At 52.5% G+C, this 23,546-nt stretch carries 25 protein-coding genes; 11 read left to right on the forward strand and 14 right to left on the reverse strand.

What is annotated here, in order from left to right; genetic code table 11:
* Window positions 1-29 precede the first annotated feature (29 nt).
* A complete protein-coding gene (ptrR, locus tag V6944_RS17200) occupies window positions 30-899 on the forward strand; it encodes a putrescine utilization regulator PtrR (protein ID WP_333499828.1) in 870 nt (289 codons plus the stop codon).
* On the opposite strand, the gene V6944_RS17205 is transcribed toward ptrR, so the two are convergent.
* The gene (locus V6944_RS17205; protein WP_333499829.1) at window positions 862-1,332 is read right to left on the reverse strand and encodes a GNAT family N-acetyltransferase; all 471 of its coding nucleotides are present in this window, start codon (window positions 1,330-1,332) and stop codon (window positions 862-864) included. The genes ptrR and V6944_RS17205 overlap by 38 nt on opposite strands.
* A gap of 156 nt (window positions 1,333-1,488) precedes the next feature.
* Between V6944_RS17205 and V6944_RS17210 the strand changes: the two genes are divergently transcribed.
* Entirely contained in the window at window positions 1,489-2,433 is a 945-nt protein-coding gene (locus tag V6944_RS17210) for an L-lactate dehydrogenase (protein ID WP_333499830.1), read from the forward strand.
* 98 nt (window positions 2,434-2,531) lie between these two features.
* On the opposite strand, the gene V6944_RS17215 is transcribed toward V6944_RS17210, so the two are convergent.
* A complete protein-coding gene (locus V6944_RS17215; RefSeq protein WP_333499831.1) occupies window positions 2,532-3,320 on the reverse strand; it encodes a PhzF family phenazine biosynthesis protein in 789 nt (262 codons plus the stop codon).
* A gap of 200 nt (window positions 3,321-3,520) precedes the next feature.
* Here V6944_RS17215 and V6944_RS17220 point away from each other — a divergent pair, with 200 nt between their 5' ends.
* A complete protein-coding gene (locus tag V6944_RS17220; RefSeq protein ID WP_333499832.1) occupies window positions 3,521-4,720 on the forward strand; it encodes a sugar transporter in 1,200 nt (399 codons plus the stop codon).
* A gap of 80 nt (window positions 4,721-4,800) precedes the next feature.
* Here the strand turns inward: V6944_RS17220 and V6944_RS17225 are convergent, their stop codons facing one another.
* On the reverse strand, window positions 4,801-5,469 hold the full coding sequence (locus tag V6944_RS17225) for a MarC family NAAT transporter (protein WP_220440156.1): 669 nt from the start codon (window positions 5,467-5,469) through the stop codon (window positions 4,801-4,803).
* Between the two features lie 229 nt (window positions 5,470-5,698).
* Between V6944_RS17225 and marR the strand changes: the two genes are divergently transcribed.
* From marR to marB, 3 genes are read left to right on the forward strand one after another with little or no spacing between them, the layout of a single operon-like run.
* A complete protein-coding gene (gene marR, locus V6944_RS17230; RefSeq protein ID WP_333499833.1) occupies window positions 5,699-6,133 on the forward strand; it encodes a multiple antibiotic resistance transcriptional regulator MarR in 435 nt (144 codons plus the stop codon).
* Between the two features lie 20 nt (window positions 6,134-6,153).
* Window positions 6,154-6,537, forward strand: coding sequence for an MDR efflux pump AcrAB transcriptional activator MarA (gene marA / locus V6944_RS17235; protein ID WP_035895737.1), 384 nt, complete (start codon window positions 6,154-6,156; stop codon window positions 6,535-6,537).
* 30 nt (window positions 6,538-6,567) lie between these two features.
* Window positions 6,568-6,780 carry a multiple antibiotic resistance regulatory protein MarB gene (gene marB, locus V6944_RS17240; protein WP_333499834.1) on the forward strand — a complete coding sequence of 71 codons (213 nt, stop codon included), beginning with the start codon at window positions 6,568-6,570 and terminating at the stop codon, window positions 6,778-6,780.
* Between the two features lie 39 nt (window positions 6,781-6,819).
* Here marB and eamA read toward each other — a convergent pair whose 3' ends face one another.
* The gene (gene eamA, locus V6944_RS17245) at window positions 6,820-7,722 is read right to left on the reverse strand and encodes an O-acetylserine/cysteine exporter (protein WP_333499835.1); all 903 of its coding nucleotides are present in this window, start codon (window positions 7,720-7,722) and stop codon (window positions 6,820-6,822) included.
* A 193-nt stretch (window positions 7,723-7,915) separates the two neighbouring features.
* On the opposite strand from eamA, the gene ydeE reads away from it, so the two are divergent.
* Window positions 7,916-9,106 carry an efflux MFS transporter YdeE gene (ydeE, locus tag V6944_RS17250; RefSeq protein WP_333499836.1) on the forward strand — a complete coding sequence of 397 codons (1,191 nt, stop codon included), beginning with the start codon at window positions 7,916-7,918 and terminating at the stop codon, window positions 9,104-9,106.
* Window positions 9,107-9,186: 80 nt separating this feature from the next.
* Here the strand turns inward: ydeE and V6944_RS17255 are convergent, their stop codons facing one another.
* Window positions 9,187-10,290 carry a cobalamin-independent methionine synthase II family protein gene (locus tag V6944_RS17255; RefSeq protein ID WP_333010681.1) on the reverse strand — a complete coding sequence of 368 codons (1,104 nt, stop codon included), beginning with the start codon at window positions 10,288-10,290 and terminating at the stop codon, window positions 9,187-9,189.
* Window positions 10,291-10,441: 151 nt separating this feature from the next.
* Complete coding sequence (locus tag V6944_RS17260) at window positions 10,442-10,840, reverse strand: rhodanese-like domain-containing protein (protein WP_333499837.1); 399 nt, start codon at window positions 10,838-10,840, stop codon at window positions 10,442-10,444.
* 85 nt (window positions 10,841-10,925) lie between these two features.
* Here V6944_RS17260 and ftrA point away from each other — a divergent pair, with 85 nt between their 5' ends.
* Together ftrA and mgtS are read left to right on the forward strand one after the other, a co-directional pair.
* Window positions 10,926-11,915 carry a transcriptional regulator FtrA gene (ftrA, locus tag V6944_RS17265; RefSeq protein WP_333499900.1) on the forward strand — a complete coding sequence of 330 codons (990 nt, stop codon included), beginning with the start codon at window positions 10,926-10,928 and terminating at the stop codon, window positions 11,913-11,915.
* An 84-nt stretch (window positions 11,916-11,999) separates the two neighbouring features.
* On the forward strand, window positions 12,000-12,095 hold the full coding sequence (mgtS, locus tag V6944_RS17270) for a protein MgtS (RefSeq protein WP_185669042.1): 96 nt from the start codon (window positions 12,000-12,002) through the stop codon (window positions 12,093-12,095).
* 138 nt (window positions 12,096-12,233) lie between these two features.
* Here mgtS and V6944_RS17275 read toward each other — a convergent pair whose 3' ends face one another.
* Both V6944_RS17275 and dcp read right to left on the reverse strand, forming a co-directional pair.
* On the reverse strand, window positions 12,234-12,404 hold the full coding sequence (locus tag V6944_RS17275; protein WP_333499838.1) for a hypothetical protein: 171 nt from the start codon (window positions 12,402-12,404) through the stop codon (window positions 12,234-12,236).
* 348 nt (window positions 12,405-12,752) lie between these two features.
* The gene (gene dcp / locus V6944_RS17280) at window positions 12,753-14,798 is read right to left on the reverse strand and encodes a peptidyl-dipeptidase Dcp (RefSeq protein ID WP_333499839.1); all 2,046 of its coding nucleotides are present in this window, start codon (window positions 14,796-14,798) and stop codon (window positions 12,753-12,755) included.
* Window positions 14,799-15,224: 426 nt separating this feature from the next.
* Between dcp and ydfG the strand changes: the two genes are divergently transcribed.
* Together ydfG and V6944_RS17290 are read left to right on the forward strand one after the other, a co-directional pair.
* Window positions 15,225-15,974, forward strand: a complete 750-nt coding sequence (gene ydfG, locus V6944_RS17285) for a bifunctional NADP-dependent 3-hydroxy acid dehydrogenase/3-hydroxypropionate dehydrogenase YdfG (RefSeq protein ID WP_220440149.1) — start codon at window positions 15,225-15,227, stop codon at window positions 15,972-15,974.
* A gap of 91 nt (window positions 15,975-16,065) precedes the next feature.
* Window positions 16,066-16,752 carry a GntR family transcriptional regulator gene (locus tag V6944_RS17290; RefSeq protein ID WP_333499840.1) on the forward strand — a complete coding sequence of 229 codons (687 nt, stop codon included), beginning with the start codon at window positions 16,066-16,068 and terminating at the stop codon, window positions 16,750-16,752.
* 35 nt (window positions 16,753-16,787) lie between these two features.
* Here the strand turns inward: V6944_RS17290 and V6944_RS17295 are convergent, their stop codons facing one another.
* The 6 genes from V6944_RS17295 to V6944_RS17320 form a co-directional block, all read right to left on the reverse strand.
* On the reverse strand, window positions 16,788-17,216 hold the full coding sequence (locus V6944_RS17295; RefSeq protein WP_333499841.1) for a universal stress protein: 429 nt from the start codon (window positions 17,214-17,216) through the stop codon (window positions 16,788-16,790).
* A gap of 221 nt (window positions 17,217-17,437) precedes the next feature.
* Complete coding sequence (locus tag V6944_RS17300) at window positions 17,438-18,895, reverse strand: mannitol dehydrogenase family protein (RefSeq protein WP_333499842.1); 1,458 nt, start codon at window positions 18,893-18,895, stop codon at window positions 17,438-17,440.
* 169 nt (window positions 18,896-19,064) lie between these two features.
* Window positions 19,065-20,342, reverse strand: a complete 1,278-nt coding sequence (locus tag V6944_RS17305) for a TRAP transporter large permease (protein WP_333499843.1) — start codon at window positions 20,340-20,342, stop codon at window positions 19,065-19,067.
* Complete coding sequence (locus V6944_RS17310; RefSeq protein WP_333499844.1) at window positions 20,333-20,818, reverse strand: TRAP transporter small permease; 486 nt, start codon at window positions 20,816-20,818, stop codon at window positions 20,333-20,335. The genes V6944_RS17305 and V6944_RS17310 overlap by 10 nt, the downstream gene beginning before the upstream one ends.
* 52 nt (window positions 20,819-20,870) lie before the next feature.
* Complete coding sequence (locus V6944_RS17315) at window positions 20,871-21,854, reverse strand: C4-dicarboxylate TRAP transporter substrate-binding protein (protein ID WP_333499845.1); 984 nt, start codon at window positions 21,852-21,854, stop codon at window positions 20,871-20,873.
* Between the two features lie 289 nt (window positions 21,855-22,143).
* Window positions 22,144-23,520, reverse strand: coding sequence for an MFS transporter (locus V6944_RS17320; protein WP_333499846.1), 1,377 nt, complete (start codon window positions 23,518-23,520; stop codon window positions 22,144-22,146).
* Window positions 23,521-23,546 lie beyond the last annotated feature (26 nt).

Here is a 23,546-nt window from a genome sequence, read left to right on the forward strand (position 1 = left end):
AACCGAACCATTCACGATACGAGAATGCCATGGATTTAACCCAGCTTGAGATGTTTAACGCCGTTGCCGAGACCGGCAGCATTACCCAAGCCGCCCAGCGGGTGCATCGCGTACCCTCTAACCTGACGACCCGTATTCGCCAGTTGGAAGCAGATCTTGGCGTTGAGCTGTTCATTCGTGAGAACCAGCGGCTGCGTCTGTCTCCCGCCGGCCATAGTTTTCTACGCTATAGTCAGCAGATCCTCTCGCTGGTTGACGAAGCCCGTATGGTGGTGGCCGGCGATGAGCCGCAGGGGCTGTTTTCTCTCGGCGCGCTGGAGAGTACCGCCGCCGTGCGCATTCCCGAAACGCTGGCCCGCTATAACCAGCGCTATCCGCGCATTCAGTTTGATTTAGCCACCGGCCCATCGGGTACCATGACCGACGGTGTGCTGGAAGGCACGCTCAGCGCCGCGTTCGTCGATGGGCCAGTGATGCATCCGGGGCTGGATGGGATGCCGGTCTACCCAGAGGAGATGATGATTGTCGCCGCCCACGGGCATCCGCCGATTACCCTCGCCAGTGAGGTCAACGGCGCCAGTATCTATGCTTTTCGCGCCAACTGCTCTTACCGTCGACATTTCGAAAGCTGGTTCCATGCCGACCAGGCTACGCCGGGGCGTATACATGAGATGGAGTCCTATCACGGAATGCTGGCCTGTGTGATTGCCGGAGCCGGGCTGGCATTAATGCCGCGCAGCATGCTGGAAAGCATGCCGGGGCATCATCAGGTGGAGGCATGGCCGTTGGCAGAGAAATGGCGCTGGCTGACGACCTGGCTTGTCTGGCGACGCGGCGCCATGAGCCGCCAGCTGGAAGCCTTTATTGCGTTACTGGATGAGCCAGCGGTTTCACCATAAAGACACTGAGCGGATCCGGATTATACGGCGCAAAAGCGTCACACACTTTATAGCCACATCGCTGATACAGGCAGATAGCCGCATGCTGGTGAATCCCCGTCTCCAGCTGCAGCGTGCGGCAACCGCGCTGCAATGCGGCAGTTTCAAGCTCTGCCAGCAGTTTTTCTCCCAGGCGCTGACCACGGTGCGTCGGATTAATAAAGACCCGCTTCATCTCACCGCGCCCCGCGTCATCCAGCACAATCGCCCCGCAGCCGACAGCCTCTTCCCCTTTACGGATAACCATCACGATCAGCTGATTCTGCGGCAGCGACGTGAGATCCAGCAGATGATTACTCTCCTCGGGATAGAGCGCACTTTGATATCGGTCAAGCTCGGCGATAAGGGCATTGACGGCGGGGTCGGCGGATGGAGTTATCGCGATAGTGTACATAGCTGCAGGGTCCTGTTTTATTGTTGTTTTTCTACTCTAGCATTCGCCATCGTTTAGTCTCATAGCATTAACTTATAATTTGCTCTGACTATTGCGCTAACCGGTTGTTAACGAGTAGTTTTATCCACTGTTATTTGTCCCTGTACTGGAATAACCATGAACACGAAAGCCCGTAAAGTCATGATCATCGGCGCCGGTAACGTCGGCGCGTCAGCCGCCTATGCGCTGCTGAATCAGAATATTTGCGAAGAATTGATCCTGGTCGACCTGAATAAGACCCGTGCCGAAGCGCATGCACAGGACCTCAGCGATGCCGCGGCCTATATGCCCGGTATGATGACCATCTCCTGCCGCGATGCCAGCGACTGCGCCGATGTGGATATTGCGGTCATTACCGTCTCCGGCGGTGCGCTGAAGCCCGGCCAGACGCGTCTTGATGAACTGAAAAGTACGGCCAATATTGTGCATAGCATCGTGCCGCAGATGATGACCGGTGGCTTCAACGGTATTTTCCTGATTGCCACCAACCCCTGCGACATTATCACCTGGCAGGTGTGGCAGCTTTCCGGCCTGCCGCGCAGCCAGGTTATTGGTACCGGCGTATGGCTCGATACCACGCGTCTGCGCCGCAAGCTGGCTCAGGATCTGGATATCGGTGCGCAAAGCATCGACGCGTTCATTCTCGGTGAGCATGGCGACAGTCAGTTCCCGGTATGGTCGCACTCGTCGGTGTACGGTTCACCTATCGAGAACGTCTATCTGCAACGTACCGGTAAAGCGCTGGATCGCGAGTCAATGGCTGATAGGGTCCGTAAGTCAGGCTTTGAGATTTATGCCGGGAAAGGCTGCACCGAATACGGTATTGCCGGAACCATTGCCGAAATCTGTCGTAATATCTTTACCGGCAGCCACCGCGCGCTGGCGATTTCTTGCATTCTGGACGGGGAATACGGCGTTGAAGGCGTTGCCATCGGCGTTCCCGCTGTGCTGGCGCAAAGCGGCGTACAGCAGATTATTGAGCTGCAGCTCGCCGCCGAGGAGCAGGAGAAGTTTGCCCGCTCGGTGGAGATTATTAAGTCGAATATTACGCTGCTACCGTAAGGTCTTTTGTCGCCCGGCTAAGGCGTTGCCGACGCCGGGGTTAGTGCAGTACTGATTCCCGGCGTCACGTCGTCCGCCGAGCTGCGGGTAACTACAAGTTAGTCCAGCAGCACCTTCCCTTGTAAATAGGTTCTCGCCACCCCGCTCATCAACACCCGCTCGCCCACCCATTCACAGCGCACATCGCCGCCGCGCGCGGAAACCTGACGCGCCAGCATCCGGGTTTTGCCGAGCTTTTCGCCCCAGTACGGGATTAACATGGTGTGCGCGGAGCCGGTAACCGGGTCCTCCCACACCGCTTCGCCCGGTGAGAAAAAGCGGCTGACAAAATCATAATCCCCGTCGCCAGCGGCGGTAACGGACACCTTATGTTCACCGGGGATCATAGCGCTGATATTGGGTTTCAGCGCTTCAACCTGCTGCCGGTTTTCCAGCTCAATCACCCAGGCGCGGCCTTTGCGGGCATTCAGGTAGTGGGTAATACCCAGCGCATGCAGCATGTCCGCCGGTGGCGCGGCATCGTGGGTGACACCAACTGGGAAGTCCAGCGTGAGCCATTCGTCGCGGCGCGAGACGGTTAAGCGACCAGACAAGGTGTCGAAATGGACGCGTTCATCAGGGTAATGAAGGTGCTGAAACACCACATGAGCGCTGGCAAGCGTGGCGTGACCACAGAGGTTAACTTCATTTTGGGTGGTAAACCAACGTAGGGCAAAACCATCGTGCTGCTTAACAATAAACGCCGTTTCCGATTGATTATGCTGGCGGGCCATTTTCAATAACATGTCATCGGGCAGCCAGTCGTCAAGCAGACAAACCGCCGCCGCGTTACCACCGAAAGCATGGTCGCTGAAGGCATCAACCATATAAAAATCAATCTCGTGCATGCATATCCCCTGAATCATATGTGCGAGATAGCAAACTGACATAAAAAATGAACACCGGCAACTTACTTTCTGGCGCCTAAAGTGACGCTGTCACTAACTTACAAAAATGAGAGGTTAATCACAAAACAATTGTATTTGTCGCAATAATCGCTTTAAGATCGCTTATCTGTTCCTTTCTTTAACGCTCCCGGTGCATTTTTATGACAACAAACACGGTCTCTCGTCGGATCGCGTGGCTTCGGGTAGTCACGCTGGCTATCGCTGCTTTTATCTTCAATACCACTGAATTCGTTCCGGTTGGGCTGCTCTCCGACATCGCCAGCAGTTTTGGCATGCAGACGGCGCAGGTCGGGATCATGCTGACCATCTACGCCTGGGTGGTCGCGCTGATGTCGCTGCCGTTTATGCTGCTGACCAGCCAGATGGAGCGGCGTAAATTGCTGATCGGGCTTTTTATTCTGTTCATTGCCAGCCACGTACTGTCGTTTCTGGCGTGGAACTTCACCGTACTGGTGATAAGTCGAATCGGAATTGCTTTTGCCCATGCGGTGTTCTGGTCAATTACCGCCTCTTTGGCGATTCGTATGGCACCTGCCGGTAAGCGCGCACAAGCGCTGAGCCTGATTGCGACCGGCACGGCGTTGGCAATGGTCTTCGGCATTCCGATTGGTCGTATCGTGGGGCAATACTTCGGCTGGCGAACCACCTTCTTCGCCATCGGCGTGGGTGCTCTCATCACCATGCTGGCGCTGATTAAGCTGCTGCCTAAGCTGCCGAGCGAACATTCCGGCTCGCTGAAAAGCCTGCCGGTGCTGTTCCGTCGTCCGGCGCTGATGAGCATTTATCTGCTGACCGTGGTGGTGGTGACCGCCCATTACACCGCCTACAGCTATATTGAGCCGTTTGTGCAGACGGTGGCTGGGCTGAGCGGCAACTTTGCCACCATTCTGCTGCTGGTTCTGGGCGGCGCGGGAATTATCGGTAGCATTATCTTCAGTAAGCTTGGCAATAAACATTCGTCAGGGTTGATCAACGGTGCCATTGGCCTGTTGCTAGTCTGCCTGCTGTTGTTGCTTCCCGCCGCGCAGGATGCCACCCACCTCGCCGTGCTCAGCATCTTCTGGGGTATTGCCATTATGGTGATCGGTCTGGGGATGCAGGTGAAAGTGCTGGCGCTGGCGCCGGATGCTACCGACGTTGCAATGTCGCTGTTCTCCGGGATTTTCAATATCGGGATTGGTGCCGGTGCGCTGCTGGGTAGCCAGATAAGCACTCATTTGTCGATGTCGTCCATCGGTTATGTGGGTGCAGCACCGGCGCTGGCGGCGCTTGTCTGGTCGGTGATGATTTTCCGCCGCTGGCCAGCGGCATCGTTAGAGGAACAGGCGCATCAGCATTGATGCGCTTCCCGGCGTCGCTGCGCTCGGCCGGGCTACGTTCAGATTGGTAGCCCGGCCGAGCGCAGCGACGCCGGGATCCGTCAGGCGTGATAGGTCGTAATAATTTCCAGCACGCCGTTAATAATAAACTGCACGCCCATACACACCAGCAGGAAGCCCATCAGACGGGAAATCGCTTCAATCCCCCCTTTCCCGACCAGACGCATAATCGCCCCTGAGCTACGTAAACATCCCCACAGGATAATGCCCACCAGCGCAAAAATAATCGGCGGCGCGACCAGAATCACCCAGTCTGGGAAATTTGCCCCGTGCTTCACTGTTGATGCAGAGCTGATGATCATCGCAATCGTCCCCGGGCCCGCCGTGCTAGGCATCGCGAGCGGAACAAAGGCGATGTTCGCCGTCGGTTCGTCTTCCAGTTCTTCCGATTTGCTGCGCGCTTCCGGCGAGTCATGCGCCTTCTGCTGTGGGAACAGCATGCGGAAACCGATAAAGGCCACGATCAGCCCACCGGCAATACGCAGCCCAGGTATTGATATACCAAATGTATTCATCACCACCTGGCCCGCATAATAGGCCACCATCATGATAGCGAAGACGTACACCGAGGCCATCAGCGACTGCCGGTTGCGCTCTGCGTTGTTCATATTGCCGGAGAGCCCAAGGAACAGCGCCACGGTCGTTAAAGGGTTAGCCAGCGGCAGCAGTACCACCAGCCCAAGCCCAATTGCCTGAATAAGTTCCTTCATAAGCGTCCCAAAATCCTGTCTGTTTAACGAAAAAATAGATGCTGTACACCAGGCCATTCCCCACCAGCGCAGCATATCTGGCTTCGGGCAGGCTAAGTACAGGATATCCTATTTGTGGCTGTCTGAAGCGTTTTAGCAATTCGTGGCATCACTCAATCCATTCAGTTGACTTATGATTGCGTGAGAAATAATATCCACCGCAACTAAAGTACTTGCCAGGGCAACCATTGTGAACAGCACAAGCAATCTCTTCAATGAAATGATTCCACTTGGGCACCTGATTCACATGGTTAACCAGAAAAAAGATCGCTTACTCAACGAGCATTTATCGCCAGAAGAGATTACCGCCTCGCAGTTCAGAGTGCTTTGCTCTATCCGTTGCCAGGGCAGTATCACCCCCGTGGAGTTGAAAAAGACCCTTTCGGTGGATCTGGGCGCGCTCACTCGCATGCTTGATCGTTTGTTGTGTCGGGGCTGGATAGCCCGGTTACCCAATCCAAATGACAAACGCGGGGTATTGATTCAGCTGACGCCAGAAGGCGCAGCCATTTGTGAACAATGCCACCAGCTCGTTGGGCAAAACCTGCACCAGGAATTAACAAAAAACTTAACGGCAAATGAAGTTGCGACGCTCGAACTTCTCCTTAAAAAAATATTGCCGTAAACAGAAGAAGAGGTAAGACGATGTCCAGACGTAACACTGACGCTATTACTATTCATAGCATTTTGGACTGGATCGAAGATAACCTGGAATCCCCTCTGTCACTTGAGAAAGTGTCTGAGCGTTCCGGTTACTCAAAATGGCACCTGCAGCGGATGTTCAAAAAAGAGACCGGTCATTCATTAGGTCAGTACATTCGCACCCGTAAACTGACGGAAATCGCCCAGAAGTTAAAAGAAGGCAATGAGCCTATTCTCTATCTGGCCGAACGTTACGGTTTTGAATCGCAGCAGACGCTGACGCGGACGTTTAAAAACTACTTTGATGTGCCACCGCACAAGTACCGCGTGACCAATATGCGCGAGGACTCCCGCTACCTGTTCCCTATTAATCACTGTGTCTGTTAATCGCCTGCAAAAAGACGTATCGAGGAAATAATGAAACTGTTCGCTGCCGTTGCCTTCGTCACCCTGACGATGGCCGCAAGCGCAAGCTATGCGGAACAACTACCGGCACAAAATCACGCCCACCAGGACATGCTGATGCCATCTGCCAGCAACCAGTCGCCGTTTGATTTTAATCATATGGCCTCCGGTAGCGATAAATCAGATGAACTGGGCGTACCGTATTACAACGATAATAATCGCTAAACGTTATTGCCCCGCCTCGGCGGGGCTTTTTTTATCCTGTTATCCCTTCACCGCCCGACGTAACCCCGGGATGCGCAGGCCAAAGACGTTGATCAGCAGTCCGGCCATAATGAGCAACGCCCCTGCCAGCTGCATCACCGACAGCGTCTCACCAAGCAGCAGCGACGCGCTGGCGAGCCCCACCACCGGCACCAGAAGCGACAGCGGCGCCACGCGCCAGGTTTCATAACGTCCCAGCAACGAGCCCCAGACCCCGTAGCCCACTATACTGGCAATAAAGGAGAGATAGGCCAGCGATAGCACGGTAGTGAGATCGATATGAATCAAGCTCTGCGCCATCAGCTGTGGGCCTTCGAAAATCCACGAACTGAGCATAAACGGCACAATCGGAATCAGCGCGCTCCACACCACCAGCGACATCACGCCGGTTTTCGATGGATGCAGCATAATCTTTTTATTGAAGATATTACCGCATGCCCAGCACAGCGCCGCGCCTAGCGTCAGCATAAAGCCCAGTAGCTGCACATGCTGCCCGGTCATACTGGTTTCAATCAGCACCAGCACACCGAATACCGCCAGCGAAATCCCTACCAGCTGCTTGCGCTGCAAGCGCTCGCCAAAGACAAACCCGCCGAGAATAATGGTAAAGAAGGCCTGCGCCTGCAGCACCAGCGACGCCAGACCGGCAGGCATACCGAAGTTAATCGCACAGAACAGGAAGGCAAACTGACCAAAGCTGATGGTCAGGGCATAGCCCAACAGCAGAGACAGCGGAACGCGGGGACGTGGGACAAAGAACAGCGCCGGGAAGGCTACAAACAGGAAGCGTAATCCCGCCAGCAGTAACGGCGGCATGCCGTGCAGCCCCACTTTAATCACCACAAAATTCAATCCCCATACTACGACCACCAGCAGCGCCAGCAGCCCATCTTTGCGCGTCATACACGTCCCACCGTTTATTAAATTTATGTAAACACAATCAAAGTAACGAAAAATTCAGCCCAGGAATAGATCATTATTTCTGGCGGGCTGAAATCGCACTTCCCGACACGCACTCAGGTATACAAGCCGCTTATGGCATGATATTTGTGAAAGCGATAACAAAAACGCACAACGACATCTCTCGGGCAGGAAAATGAAACCAACGACCAGACGATCCACGATTGCGCTGCTGGCATCGTCGTTACTGTTAACCATCGGGCGCGGCGCGACCCTTCCGTTTATGACGATTTACCTCACGCGTAAATACGCGTTGGCGGTAGACACCATCGGCTATGCGCTGTCCATTGCACTAGTGGCCGGCGTTATCTTCAGCCTCGGCTTTGGCATTCTGGCGGATAAGTTCGACAAGAAACGTTACATGCTGATCGCCGTGACATTTTTTATCGCCGGCTTTGTCGCCATTCCGCTCGTGCATAGTGTGCCGCTGGTGGTGTTCTTTTTCTCGCTGATTAACTGCTCCTATTCGGTCTTCTCGACCGTGCTAAAGGCCTATTTCTCCGACACGCTGACGGCCACAACCAAAGCGCGCATTTTTTCGCTTAACTACACCTTTCTGAACATTGGCTGGACCATTGGCCCGCCGATTGGCACGCTGCTGGTGATGCACAGCATTAACCTGCCGTTCTGGCTGGCGGCGATTTGCGCTGCGTTCCCGCTGCTGTTTATCCAGCGCTACGTGGCGCGCGTTAACGCCGCCGAAATGACGGAAACCCCCGTGGCCTGGTCGCCGTCCGTGCTGCTACACGACCGGGCGCTGCTGTGGTTTACCCTTTCTGGGCTGTTGGCTTCATTCGTTGGCGGCTCATTCGCCTCCTGTATGTCACAGTACGTGTTGACGATTGGCGATAGCACCTTTGCCGAAAAGGTGGTGGCGGTGATCCTGCCGGTGAACGCCGCGGTGGTGGTGACCTTGCAGTACGCCATTGGTCGTCAGCTTACGGCGACCAATCTGAAGCCACTGATGACCTTTGGTACCTTCTGTTATGTGCTGGGTCTGGCTGGATTTATGATGTCGGGCAATAATTTGCTGTTCTGGGGGCTGGCGGCGGCGGTCTTTACGCTGGGCGAGGTCATCTACGCACCGGGTGAATACATGCTGATTGATAACATTGCCCCACCGGGCATGAAAGCCAGCTACTTCTCCGCTCAGGCGCTGGGCTGGCTCGGTGCGGCGCTGAACCCGCTGTTGACCGGGCAAATCCTGACCCATTTCGCACCTTACGCGCTGTTCCCGATCATGATGGTGGTTATTGTGCTGGCGTGGTGGCTGATTATTCGCGGCATTAAGGCCAGCACCTGGGGTGCTGCGGTGAGTGTGGCGTGACGGATGCCCCGGCGGTGCTACGGGACGCCGGGCTACAGGATAGGTAGCCCGGGCGAGGCGGAACGCCGACCCCGGGGGAATTACCAGATATCCGCCGCAATCCCCGTCACCAGACGCACTTTATCCCACTGCTGCTGCTCGCTCAGGCTGTTCCCCTCTTCCGTTGAGGCAAAACCGCACTGCGGGCTGAGGCAAATCTGATCCAACGCGACATACTGCGACGCTTCTTCTACCCGTGCCTTCACGCCCTGCGGGTTTTCCAGCTCGCCGTTCTTGGTGGTAATCAGCCCCAGTACGGCTTTCTGCTGACCTGGACGGATAAAGCGCAGCGGCGCAAAGTCGCCGGAACGATCGTTGTCATACTCGAGGAAGAAAGCATCCACGTTTACGCGACCAAACAGGATCTCTGCCACCGGCTCATAGCCGCCTTCTGAAATCCAGGTGGAACGGAAGTTACCACGGCACACGTGCAGCCCGACAATCAGGTCATCCGGCTTGCCTTCCAGCGCGCGATTCAACACGTCGGCATAGATAGCCGCCAGCTTATCCGGATCGTCCCCGCGTTCACGCACCTGGCGACGCTGGTCATCTGAGCACAGATAGGCCCAGACGGTATCGTCGAGCTGCAGATAGCGGCAGCCAGCGTCATAAAACGCGCGGATCGCGTCGCGCCAGGTATCGGCCAGGTCGTTAAAGTAGTCGGTCAGATCCGGATAAACCGTCGCATCGATATCTTTACGTCCGCCACGGAAATGCAGCACGCTTGGGCTTGGAATCGTCATCTTTGGCGTCGCCTCGCCGCTGATGCTTTTCAGGAAGCGGAAATCTTCCAGCATTGGGTGCTCGCCAAAGCCGAGCTTGCCGGTGACGCGAATACCGTGGGCACGCGTTTGCACGCCGTTAAACTGAATGCCGTTTTCGGAATCGTAGCGCTCAACGCCCTGCAGGCCGTCAAAGAAGTCGAAATGCCACCAGGCGCGGCGGAACTCACCATCGGTCACCACGTGCAGGCCGCAGTCACACTGATGCTGCACCACACGCCGAATCTCGGCATCCTCTACGGCGCGCAGCTGCTGCGCACTAATTTCACCGTTAGCGAGCTGCTGGCGGGCTTCCTTAATGGCCAGCGGACGTAAAAAGCTGCCAACGATGTCGGCGCGATAAGGGGCGTGTTGGTGTGTCATGCGATCTCCTTACTCCATCAGGCAAACTCGTTGCCCTGAGTGATAATTTATTATTTGAACCATTTAGACTTCTGGATGGCTATATGTCCGAATAGTGTCACTCGACTGCGTCCCAGGCAAACGAGAATAATTCATCACTGTTGAAATATTTTCATGATCCCACCTGAAAGGCGAATCCTTCATCCTGCCAGCCGGTCATCCCACCAATCATTATTTTGACCGGACGTCCCAGTAACGCCAGCTTTAGCGCCGCCTGATCGGCACCGTTACAGTGTGGCCCCGCACAATAGACCACGAACAGCGTTTCCGCGGTCCAGACCTTCATTCGTTCGGCGGAAATATCAGCATGCCGCAGGTGAAGCGCTCCAGGAATATGACGACGGGCGAAGGTTTCTGCACTTCCCACCACGTGAAGCAGTACAAAGTCGACGTCGGGTTGCTGCAGTGAGGCGTGCACGTCAGCGCAGTCGGTTTCAACGCTCAGGCGCTGGCGAAAATGGGCTACTGCATCAGCAGCACTTGCAGTAGGAATGTCGGTCACGTAACTCATCGTTAATTCTCCGGTTCTGTGTTACCACTATGGTAACGACCGGATGAGTATAAACAGGCACCCCATGCAACAACCGCCCGCAGAAATGACAGAAAACAGCCAGAACATGACAAACTGCGCCCCGCTGGTGGTGGCGTTAGCCTACGACGGTCTATGCACCTTTGAATTTGGCGTCGCAGTGGAGATCTTTGGGCTCCCCCGGCCCGAAATGGGCGAAGGCTGGTACCGCTTTGCCGTCGCCGCTGTCGATGAAGGTGAGCTACTGGCCACCGGCGGCGTAAGGGTCATGGCGGACGGAGATTTAAGCGTGCTGGAGCTCGCCGATACTATCGTGGTGCCAGGCTGGCGCGGCATCGATGCCGGCGTCCCACCAGCGCTGTGCCAGGCGCTCAGGCAGGCGCATCAGCGCGGCTGCCGGGTGATATCGATCTGCTCCGGCGTTTTCGTGCTGGCTGCCGCAGGCCTGCTCGACGGCAAGCGCGCCACGACCCACTGGCGCTATGTCGATACGCTCCAACAGCGTTACCCGGCGATCGAGGTTGTGGAAGATGTGCTGTATATCGCGCAGGAGCACGTACTCACCTCAGCCGGAAGCGCGGCCGGGATAGACCTCTGCCTGCACGTGGTGCGAACGGATTTCGGCCTGGAGGCGGCAAACCGGGTTGCTCGACGTCTGGTCATTCAGCCCCACCGCGACGGCGCGCAGAAGCAGCAGGTTGCGCAACCTGTCGCCCGGCCACGTGAAAGCCAGCGTCTCGGCATGCTGTTTGATTTTCTTTATCAGCATCTAGCGGAAAGCCATAGCGTCAGTTCATTGGCGCAGCGGGTGGGAATGAGCGAGCGGACCTTTTTACGTCGCTTTCAGGATGCCACCGGGAGAACACCTGCCCGCTGGTTGCTGGATGAACGTTTACAGCAGGCACAACATCGTCTGACCCACAGTCGGGACAGCGTCGAAAAAGTGGCGGAGTTAAGTGGTTTCGGCAATGCGAAAAATCTGCGTTTACGCTTTCAGCAGCATCTGGCAATAAGTCCGCTGGCATACAGAAAAAAATTTACTGCAACAAATAATTAATTCACAAATTACGGCGTTAGTCTAAGTTTAAATCAGTAGGCTAATAAGGTGCTCATTGTGAGAATCGTTAAAGAGGAGGTCATCATGCTGGATAATATGCAAGTGTTTCTGGTTGCCGTGGGGCTCATTCTGTTTTCCGGTTTCCTGACTGCCTATTTTAGCGGAAGATGGAATGATTAACGGATAAAAAAAACCGCCAGGTTAACTGGCGGCATAAATGCTTGCATGGATAGATTTTTTGTTTCTACAATCGTCCGCTCTTCCTGATTGGACCATCGTTGCTAACCACTACCCTACCACCGCAATATTCAACTAAAGCTAAACGGCGAGTGCATTATTCAAGGCATAATTTTTCCACGCCTTTTTACTCTGACAGCTGGCCTGACGGCCTGCCCACAATCTGCCTGAACGGGATTCCTGTAGGTCCTGGTGTTCAGGACGTTTAGACCAGATGGACTCGCGACGCGCTTTACGCTGGGATACTTTCATGATTGCCTCCGGGCAGATTGTCGAAATTAAATCCATTAACTCAACGATTTACACGGTGATAATAGCAGCCCGAATGGCGAGTTTCTTCAATAAGTGAACGCATTTGTAAAGAGGCAATCTGACGCATTGCTGCGTATTTCAGCGATTGATCCCCTACCGAATATGTCAGGTTGTTAAATTGTTACAAATACGTAAAACTAGCGGCGTTGTCTTCCCTCCAGGAATGATAGCAAGAATGCTCTATTTATTGATGTACTTAACCCGCCAGCCCTGTGTGCGGGTTTTTTTTATATTTTTTGTCGTTTCTGGCGCGAGGACACCGCGCCAGAAATGCGTTAACAGAGCGATTTATTCACTCAGCCCTCGGTTTTTCAACATCGGGGTAATAAGCGGATCGTGCCCTCGCCAATCGCGATAAAGTTGTTCTAAATCGCTACTGTTGCCGCGTGACAAAATAGCCTCGCGGAAACGCTGACCGTTTTCTCTATTCAAACCACCCTGCTCAACAAACCATTGATAACCATCGTCTGCCAGCATTTGCGTCCATAGATAGGCGTAGTACCCGGCCGCATAGCCCCCGCCGAAAATATGCGAGAAATAGCTGCTGCGGTAGCGCGGCGGCACGGCGGAAAGATCCAGTTTTTCCCGCACCAGCGTTGCCGATTCAAACTGTTCAACGTCCTGCGGTAACGACTCAACGTTCAGGCTGTGCCAGTTCATATCCAACAGCGCAGCACTCAGCAGCTCCGTCATATCGTAGCCTTTATTGAAGTTGGCTGCGCGGAACAGGCTTTCCCGGAGTGCCTCCGGCATCGGATCACCGGTTTCATGGTGACGCGCATAGTGGGCAAAGACGTCAGGATGGCTGGCCCAGTGCTCGTTGATTTGCGAAGGGAACTCGACAAAATCACGCGGCGTACTGGTACCGGACAACGTGACGTAGCGTTGACTGGCAAACAGTCCATGCAGCGCGTGGCCAAACTCGTGGAACAGCGTAATCACATCATCCCAGGAAATGAGCGCACTTTTACCGGCGGTCGGCTTCTGATAGTTGCAGACGTTGTAAATAACCGGACGCGTGCCGTTGAGGGTAGATTGCGGCACAAAGTTGTCCATCCACGCCCCGCCGCTTTTGCTCTCACGGGCGAAAAAGTCACCGTAAAACAGTGCCATTCCCTCTCCGTCGGCGTCAAAAATCTCCCAGACGCGGACATCAGGGTGATAAACCGGCAAATCGAAACGTTCAACAAACGTTATTCCAAACAGCTGGCTGGCAGACCAGAACACACCGTCGGTCAGCACGCGATCCAGGGCAAACCACGGTTTAATCTGCGCGTCGTCGATGGCATATTTTTCACGGCGTACCTGTTCAGAATAGAACAACCAGTCCCATGCTTCGGCGTTAAATGAGGCCGAACCGCTATCGATAAGCGTCTGAATATCCGCCAGCTCGCTTTCCGCCCGTGCCCGTGCCGCCGGGGTAATCTCACGCATAAAATCAAAGGCTGCCTTCGGCGTTTTCGCCATTTGATCGGCCATACTCCAGCTGGCATAGTCGCTATAGCCCAGAAGCGCAGCCTGCCGCGCGCGGATCGCCACCAGCTTTAGCAGTTTCTCTCGCGTGTCGTTAGCATCGTCCATCTGGTTGCGGGCCCAGGCAGCTTTAAACAGCTTTTCTCGGGTTTGACGCTGACGGAGCTGCGCCAGCGCCGGTTGCTGAGTGGTGTTCACCAGCGGAATAAGCCAGCGGCCCGCCAGACCGCGATCGTTCGCCGCTGCGGCGGCAACGGCGATTTCGTCCTCGCTGAACCCTGCCAGATCTTCCACGCTCTCTACCACCAGCCCGCCGCTTTTCGCCGCGCCCAGCAAACACTGGTGGAACTGGCTGCTCAGGGTTGCTGCTTCGGTATTGAGGGTTTTCAGCTCCGCTTTTTCTGCGTCACCCAGCCTTGCTCCGGCCTGAATGAAACGCTGATAGATGACCTCAACCAGGCGGCAATCCTCTGCATCCAGATCGAGACCATCACGCTGTTGCCACACGTGTTCAATACGGCTAAACAAGGCATCGTTGAGATAAATATCGTTGGCAAGCCCGGCCAGCTCAGCGGAGAACGCTTCGTCCAGTTGCTGGATGGTGTCGTTGCTGTGGGAGGCGGCCATGGCAAAGAAAACGGCATTGACGCGAGAGAGCATCTCCCCGCTTTTTTCCAGCGCCAAGAAGGTGTTATCGAAGGTTGCCGGTGACGGGTTATTGGCAATGTCGGCAATCTCCTGACGCTTGCGCTTTAACGCTTCGTCAAAAGCCGGGCGATAGTGGCTATCGTTAATCACATCAAACGGCGGTGCCTGGTAAGGTAACGTACTGCTGGCAAAAAATGGATTCATGGCCGACATCCTGGGTTCCTGAAAATAACAGGGTTCCAGAGTAGCAAGCTCTTGATAGACCGCAATGGTTTTACTCGGGTAGGAGTGGGTTTTCTTTTACGCGTACGAGACGATTCCAACCATAGCACATCAGCCGCTTATGGCTGAAAAAAGCTCATGGTTTCAAAAAGCCAATCTCAATGAGCGCCTGAGCAACCAGTAAGACGAACATGACTGCAACCATGGGAGTGTACATGTTGAGCCTCCAGCGAACGCCGATACACAGAGTATAGACCATCATTTATGATGCATATCCGTCTTATAATACAGCTAATCATAAGGGTGAGATTTTGCTGGGGTTTTGCTGAAAGAAAAAATCTCATTACAAAACAGATGATTAAAAAGCAGGTGTTCTGCTATCGTAATATGACACTAACGCGTTGAAGGAACAGAGAGATGATCGTACTGGTAACCGGAGCAACGGCGGGTTTTGGCGAAAGCATTACGCGCCGTTTTATTGCCAATGGGCACAAAGTCATTGCCACAGGCCGTCGCAATGAACGTTTAAAAGCGCTAAAAGATGAATTAGGCGACAGTATTCTGACCGTGCAACTGGACGTGCGTAACCGCGCGGCAATTGAAGAAACTATCGCCAATCTGCCCGCTGAATGGCGTGACATCGATATTCTGGTCAACAACGCCGGTTTGGCGCTGGGGCTGGAACCGGCTCACCGCGCAAGCGTTGAGGATTGGGAAGACATGATTGACACCAACAACAAAGGTCTGGTGTATATGACCCGTGCGGTGCTGCCTGGCATGGTGGAGCGCAACCGCGGGCACGTGATTAATATCGGCTCCACCGCCGGTAGCTGGCCTTATGCGGGCGGCAACGTTTACGGCGCAACCAAAGCGTTCGTGCGTCAGTTCAGCCTGAACCTGCGTACCGATCTGCACGGCACCGCCGTTCGCGTGACCGATATCGAACCTGGTCTGGTAGGTGGCACGGAGTTCTCCAATGTGCGCTTTAAAGGTGATGACAACAAAGCCGGTAAAACCTACGAAAATGCAAACGCCCTGACGCCGGAAGACGTGACCGAAGCGGTATGGTGGGTAGCGACGTTGCCAAAACACGTCAATATCAACACCGTTGAGATGATGCCAGTCAGCCAGACCTACGCTGGCCTGAGCGTTCATCGCCAAAGTTAGCATTTAAACTCAACCCGACCCCAGTCGGGTCTGGGCTAGGCGGCAAAAAAAGCGTAAAATAACAGCTTAATCAGCTGATAAGAACGACTCAATGGCCGCCGAAACCCAACTGAACCCAACACAACCCGTTAACCAGCAAATTTATCGCATTCTGCGTCGCGATATCGTGCACTGTCTTATTCCACCAGGCACCCCGCTCTCGGAAAAAGAGGTGTCGTTGCGGTTTGACGTTTCTCGCCAGCCGGTGCGTGAAGCATTTATAAAACTCGCCGAAAACGGTCTGATCCAAATCCGCCCACAGCGCGGCAGCTACGTGAATAAGATTTCGCTCTCGCAGGTTCGCAACGGGTGTTTCGTTCGTCAGGCGATCGAGTGCGCGGTGGCGCGCCGGGCCGCCACCATGGTAACAGATGCGCAAAGCTATCAGCTTGAACAAAATCTGCATCAGCAGCGTATTGCCATCGACCGCCAGCAGCTGAATGATTTCTTCCTGCTCGACGATGAATTCCACCAGCTGCTGTCAAATATTGCAGATTGCCAGTTAGCCTGGGATACCATCGAGAATATTAAAGCCGCTATCGACCGCGTGCGTTATATGAGCCTTGATCATGTCTCCTCGCCGGAGATGTTATTAAAGCAGCACCATGAAATATTCGCTGCGCTGGAAAAACGCGATGCGGATGCGGTGGAAAAAGCGATGACCCTGCATCTTCAGGAGATTGGTGAATCAGTGTTGTTAATCCGTCAGGAAAACAGCGACTGGTTTAGCGAAGAGTAATAAATAAGGCCTTCAGCAATGAAGGCCTTTATTTTTTATCGAATCACCATTGTAGGAATATTGGCGTAGCGCAGAATAGATTCGGCGTTTGACCCCAGAAGGTGTGTAGTAATTCCCCGCTGGCGCGAACCGATAACAATCGCATCGTACTCCCCGGTTTTGCTCAGCGCGATCACTTCATCGCGAATATTGCCAAACCTGACATCGGTGTGTAGCCGCTCGGCAGGCATATCAAAGAGGCGCTGCAGGTTTTTCATTTTCTTGACCGACTCTGCCTGCATGAAATCTTCAAACTTTTTAATATCCGCCGCGAAGCCGCGTAAAATAGAGCGATTGCTGTTAGGTAATACATTTAATAGCGTAATTTCACCCGCCTCACCGGCCAGATAAACGGCATGGCGAATCGCTTTATCACTTAAGTCCATTTCAAAAACATCTACAGGCATCAGAATTTTTTTGTACATAGCCCGAGCTCCTTATTCCAGAGTGTCCATTATTCTTTCGCTATAACCATGACATATTTGTGACTATGCAGATAGCATTAATTCACCAAATTGATAGTTTCGGCGTGCAAATAATCGTCCATTATTTCAAGGGGCTTGTATTACTTTAAAGAAGTGTAATGACGGCAGAGATAAAAGAAAATGCCGCCAGTAGCGGCGGCATTAATGGTCATGAAACGGAATCAGGCAACAAATTCAGCAACGGTCGATTTCGCACCTTTGCTCAGCAGCGACAGATAGGCTGCGGTCACCTGCTCAACAAATTTCGCTTCCTGCGGCAGGTCTTTACCGAAGATAGCTTCAATGCCCAGCAGCGCTTTCACGCGAGCTTCGCCCTCTTCGCTCTGCTGTACCACGCCCTGGATAACCGGCAGCAGCGGATCGCAAATTTCAATCGCGTTGCCCTGCTCATCCACGCCGCCGACGTAGCGCATCCAACCAGCAACCCCCAGAGCCAGCAGTGCGAAGCTGCTGTTATCCGCCAGGTGCCAGCGTACGGAATCGAGCATACGCTGAGGCAGTTTCTGACTGCCGTCCATGGCGATTTGCCAGGTACGGTGACGCAGCGCCGGGTTGGTATAACGCTCAATCAGCAGATCGGCATAGCGCGCCAGATCGACGTTTTGTACTTTCAGGGTTGGCGCTTGCTCCTTGAGCATCAACGCATGCGCGGCGCGACGGTAGTTGTCGTCACCCATGCAGTCGTTAATGTGCTGATAGCCTGCCAGATAGCCCAGGTAGGCCAGGAAAGAGTGGCTGCCGTTCAGCATGCGCAGTTTCATCTCTTCAAACGGGATAACGTCGCTTACCAGTTCAGCGCCCGCTTTTTCCCATTCCGGACGACCAGCGACGAAGTTATCTTCGATAACCCACTGACGGAACGGCTCACAAGCTACACCTGCCGGATCGCGCACGCCGGTCAGCTGTTCGATTTTATCCAGCGTTTCTGGCGTCACGGCTGGAACGATACGGTCAACCATGGTGGATGGGAACGTCACGTGAGATTCGATCCAATCAGCCAGACCAGCATCAACCGCACGCGCATACGCACATACCACATTACGCATCACATGGCCGTTTTCCGGCATGTTGTCACAGGACATTACGCTGAATGGCGGCAGACCAGCGGCTTTACGGCGAGCCAGCGCTTCAACGATAACGCCCGGTGCTGATTTTGGTTGATGTGGGTTCTGCAGGTCAGCCACGATAAATGGGTGATCGAGCATCAGTTGGCCCGTTGCCGGAGAATGGCAATAGCCCTTCTCGGTGATGGTCAGGGAAACGATAGCGACCTGTGGTTCGCACATCTTCGCCAGAACGGTTTCCAAACCATCAACCTGCGCATGCAGCGCTTCTTTGACGACGCCCACCACGCGGGCAGTCCATGCATCCGCGGACATTTCCGCCACGGAGTATAAATTGTCCTGATTGTTCAGGTCGGCAATCTGCTGCTCACCGCCGATCAAGTTAACTTCGGTATAACCCCAGTCACTGCCGTGTTCTGCGGCAAGAATATCGGCATAGACAGCCTGATGGGCGCGGTGAAACGCACCAAAACCGAGGTGTACAATGCGCGGCACCAGCTTGCTGCGATCGTAGGTTGGGAGAGTTGCCTTAGCGGTTAATAGCTTATTCTGCATCTTTTTGACTCACTGTAGAGAATGTTGATTGCCATACTAGTTTAACGAGACCATCACGCGAGATTTTGATTTGCGTTAATATATTGGCGATTGGTATGACATGATTTTTAAGTTATGTGACAGCATTGATAATCCACCACGTTGTTCAGATCAATGCCGTCACGCGGCTTTACATCAGGACTGTCGGTAAAAAAAGGGTGATGCTGGGGAAAATAACCAACATGAAAATGAACAGGAGGAAAGCGATTAGATAAGGAATCGAGGCCTTTACAAACGCAACCGAGCTACAATTCAGGATACCGCAGACGGTATACATACAAATTCCGACCGGCGGCGTGTTTGCCCCCAGCAACGTCAGTACCGCAAAAATCAAACCAAAATGGATGGGGTCAAATCCTGCTTCAACGGCGATAGGCAGCAGAATCGGCGTGAGCAGCAAAATGATCACGCTACCGTCAAACAACATCCCTGCAACGGCAATCAGTGCCAATAGCAAAAACAGGATACCGTACTTATTTTCCGTCAACTGTAGGATAGTTTCGGCAAGTTGTTGAGGGATCTGATCCAGGATGGTGATATGTCCCAGGATAGCCGCGGACATAATAAGCAACATGACAACACCAATATCGCTGATAGTTTGCTTCAGAACATCCCAAAGCACGGCATTGTCCAGCGCTTTATAGACATAGCGACCAATAATAAATGAATAAAGCACGATAAATGCGCCAGCTTCTGTGGTTGTAAAAATGCCAAGACGAATCACGACAATCAACACCACCGGGAACATTAACGCCCAAAAACTCTCTTTGAAACTACGCCATACTTCATGCCGATTAGGCAGTTTTTCTACTTCAGGTTTGATGTTCATCTTTCTGGCTAACAGATAATTGGTGCCCATCAGAATAGCCGTCAACAGTAACCCCGGAAATATCCCGGCCATAAACAGTTTTCCGATAGAAACGTTACCAACAAAACCATACAGAATCAGCAAAATGCTCGGCGGTATCGTTGCAGTAATCAGCGAGCTAAAAGCAATGACCACGGCGCTAAACGCTTTTGGATAACCCCGCGCAACCATCGGTAACCCCAACACGCGTGCCTGCATCGCGGCATCGGCAGTTGCTGAACCGGAAACGCCACCCAATAAGCAAGCTAATAACACGTTAATTTGTGCCAGACCTCCCACCATCCACCCAGAGATAATTCGGGCAAAGTCTAACAGGCGTGTCGTGACCCCAGACTTATTGAGTAGGTTGCCTACCAGCAGAAATAATGGTGTAGCCAAAATAGGGAAAGATTGCGTCGGCGCTGAAAATTTCTGAAAGGCAATACCTACCGGGAGAAAGTCCGTGGTGAAGAAGAAACTCAGGCTGGAAATAGCAATGACCATCCCTACCGGCATGCCAATAACTAACAGTATGATGAAGAGAATAACCGTTAAGAGCATACTTCCTCCTGATCATCATGCTGCTGATATTCAATGTGGCAGCCATTTAGCAAAAAGGTTAAAGAAGAGAACACCATTAATAAACAGCCCGTAGGAACGGCGCTATTCAACCAGGCAAGGGATAATTCGGTTACCGGGAGCATTTGGCTATGTGTAGCCCAGGTAAAATTAAAACCATACCAAACCCCACAGAGTAAGAAACTCAGGATCAAAATCTCATTAAACCATATGCATACTCGCTGCATTTTAGGTGAAAATAAATTAGTCAGCGCATCAATACCTATATGCCGACGCAACTGAAACGCATAATCTATTGCCAGCATACTTATCCATGCAAAAATGACCATCGCTATTTCCAGCGACCAAATAACAGGGTGGCCAACCGCGCGCCCTAACCCGCCGATCAGAATAATAATAACAATAGCGACCAGACCTATTCTGGCGCAGGCCAATTCAAAATCTCTTAGCATCTTCATCGACAGAAGAACCTCTACAAAAAAGCAGGGCCACCGCCCCGCTTGTTCGTGGTTAGTTGATTACGCTTTCAACCTGCTTTTTCGCTTCGCTCAAACCCAGTTTTTCGGGAACGTACTGGCAGCTATCAATAAAGGGTTTAACATCCACTGTTGTGATGGTCATGCCTTTTTCCGCCATTTTTCTCAGCATGGTCTCACCAGCTGCAATAGTATTTTCTGAAGCCAGGTCGCCATTTTTCGTTGCTTCTTCTTTTAGAATGGCCTGATTTTCTGGGCTCAGAGTTGATAACCATTTTTGTGACACCACAATGCCTGTCATCAGATGAATATGGTTCGTTTTAGTGATATTTTTTGTTATTTCATAAAGCTTAGAACCATATACTGCCGTTGGCTGCGCTTCCGCCGCATCGACAACGCCAGTCTGGATAGAAGAATAAATCTCTGACCATGAAAGCGGAGTTGGCGCCCCCCCCATGCATTTAATCGTTTCGATGGTGACTGGTGCTTCTAGCGCCCGCACGCGTACGCCGCTCAGATCAGCAGGAGTCACAACTGGTTTCTGAGTAACCAGCATACGCGCCCCCTGATACCAGTTGAACGAGAGCGCCGTCAGCCCAGACTCGCTGGCCATTTTCTTATTCCACTGTTCAAAGACCGGACTATGAATAAATGTCTTTAGCGTGGCATAGTTTTTAAAAACAAACGGTGCCGGAATAATCGCCATTTCAGGGACAAATTGGGCGAGTCTGGCACCATCAACTACCACCCCAACGTTGCTACCAGCCTGCGCGTGCTGCAACAATTCATTATCTGCGCCAAGTTGGCCGCTGGAGAATAACTTTATTTTGACTTCACCTTTGGTTCGTTCTTCTACTGTCTTTTTGAAATTTTTTAGACCGTTATATATAGGATCATCGGGTGATAATGAAGTACTGACGTTCAGTGACTCAGCACCCCAACACGCTCCAGCGCCTAAAAGAGGAAGCACACTGCATAATTTCACCAGTTTAAATACAGAAAAGTTCCATTTTTTCATGTCGTTCACCTAGAGGTTATCAATAAAATAAATATATTTTTCTGATGCATATCTTTGGTAACGTTATCCAATGCCACCCATCAGTTTTTGCATAATAAAAGATTAATAGAAATTCTAATAAAATAAATTAATCCCCCATCACATCATCTTAACGCCACCAACAATTTGCCAGATAAACTTATCGCCAAAATAACTACCATACAAGTATTTTAAGTATACTTTATCAAGTAAGATCACAAAAAAAAGTCGCCTGTTTTTCAGACGACTTCTGATTACTGCACAACAGTTATCAAGCAAACTGCCGGTTAGCTTTTTTCTCTTGCGCTATCGAAAGATCGGCCGCATCTTCGGCAATGCTAAGATCGCGGTCGCAAACTTCCGGCATTAATAGTGCGGAAACAAGACCAATAAGTGAGTAGCAAATTAGCATAATAACAATCGGATACCATGACCCGGTCATGTTACAGAAAATCCCTGCCAGTACCGGTCCAAAACCGACGGCGACCAGACCACCAGCCTCTTTTGAGATAGCCATGCGAGTAAAGCGATTACGTGAGCCAAACATCTCAGCCATCGTAATGTTTTCCAGTGCAAACAGCCCCAGTACCGCAAAGTTATGGATAATAATGATAGACATCATTATTACACTCGCGCTGTAAGTCTTATCGACAATGATTGACACCATTGGGTACGCCAGAATAACAGCGGAAATACAGAGCAAGATATAAGGCAGACGGCGGCCATATTTATCGGACAACCAACCGAGTAGTGGGATTGTCAGGAAACCGATAACGGAACTGATCATCAGCGCATCCGTTGGGATCCCTTTATCAAACAGCAATGTCTGTACCAGATATCCCGCCAGGAAAGTCTGAATCAAGCCAGAGTTACCTGCCTGACCAAAACGAAGCCCTGTCGCTAACCAGAAAGATTTGCTGCGGAACATCGCACCAATGGTGTTATCGCTAGCCGCAGATTCACTAACAACGGCATCACCTTCGCTGACTTGTTCAAATACGGGACTCTCTTTGAGGTTCAGACGCAGCCAAATAGCGAAGATCATCACCACAACGCTTGCCAGGAACGGAATACGCCAACCCCAAGCGACCAACTCTTCACGATCTAACAGGAAGAACATCACCGCCCAAATAGCCGTAGCCGTCAGCGTACCGCAGTTGGTACCCATCGCCACTAATGAGGAGATCAGACCACGTTTACCTTTAGGCGCATATTCCGCAAGCATGGTACCAGCACCTGAAATTTCAGCACCCGCACCTAGCCCCTGAATAACACGCAACGTTACCAGCAGTACCGGCGCAAAAATACCAATCTGCGCGTACGTTGGTAGTACACCAATTAGCGTGGTACAGATCCCCATCATAGTGATGGTAATAAAGAGCACCTTTTTACGCCCTACTCTATCCCCCATTTTACCAAAAATAACGGCACCAATAATGCGCGCTATATACCCTGCACCGTAGGTTCCCATCGCTAAAATTAACGCCATTGCGGCGGATTGTTCAGGGAAGAATATTTCATGGAAAACAAGTGCCGCACCTAATGAATAGAGTTGAAAATCCATAAACTCTAATGCAGTTCCCAGCCAACCGGATACAGCGGCCCTCACTAAATCAGATGTTGTTCTTTCATGTGTTAATTGCGTCATTGCAATTATCTCCGGGTAAGATGCGT

Source organism: Kluyvera sp. CHPC 1.2972 (assembly GCF_036759925.1).
In the GTDB taxonomy this organism is placed as follows: domain Bacteria; phylum Pseudomonadota; class Gammaproteobacteria; order Enterobacterales; family Enterobacteriaceae; genus Kluyvera.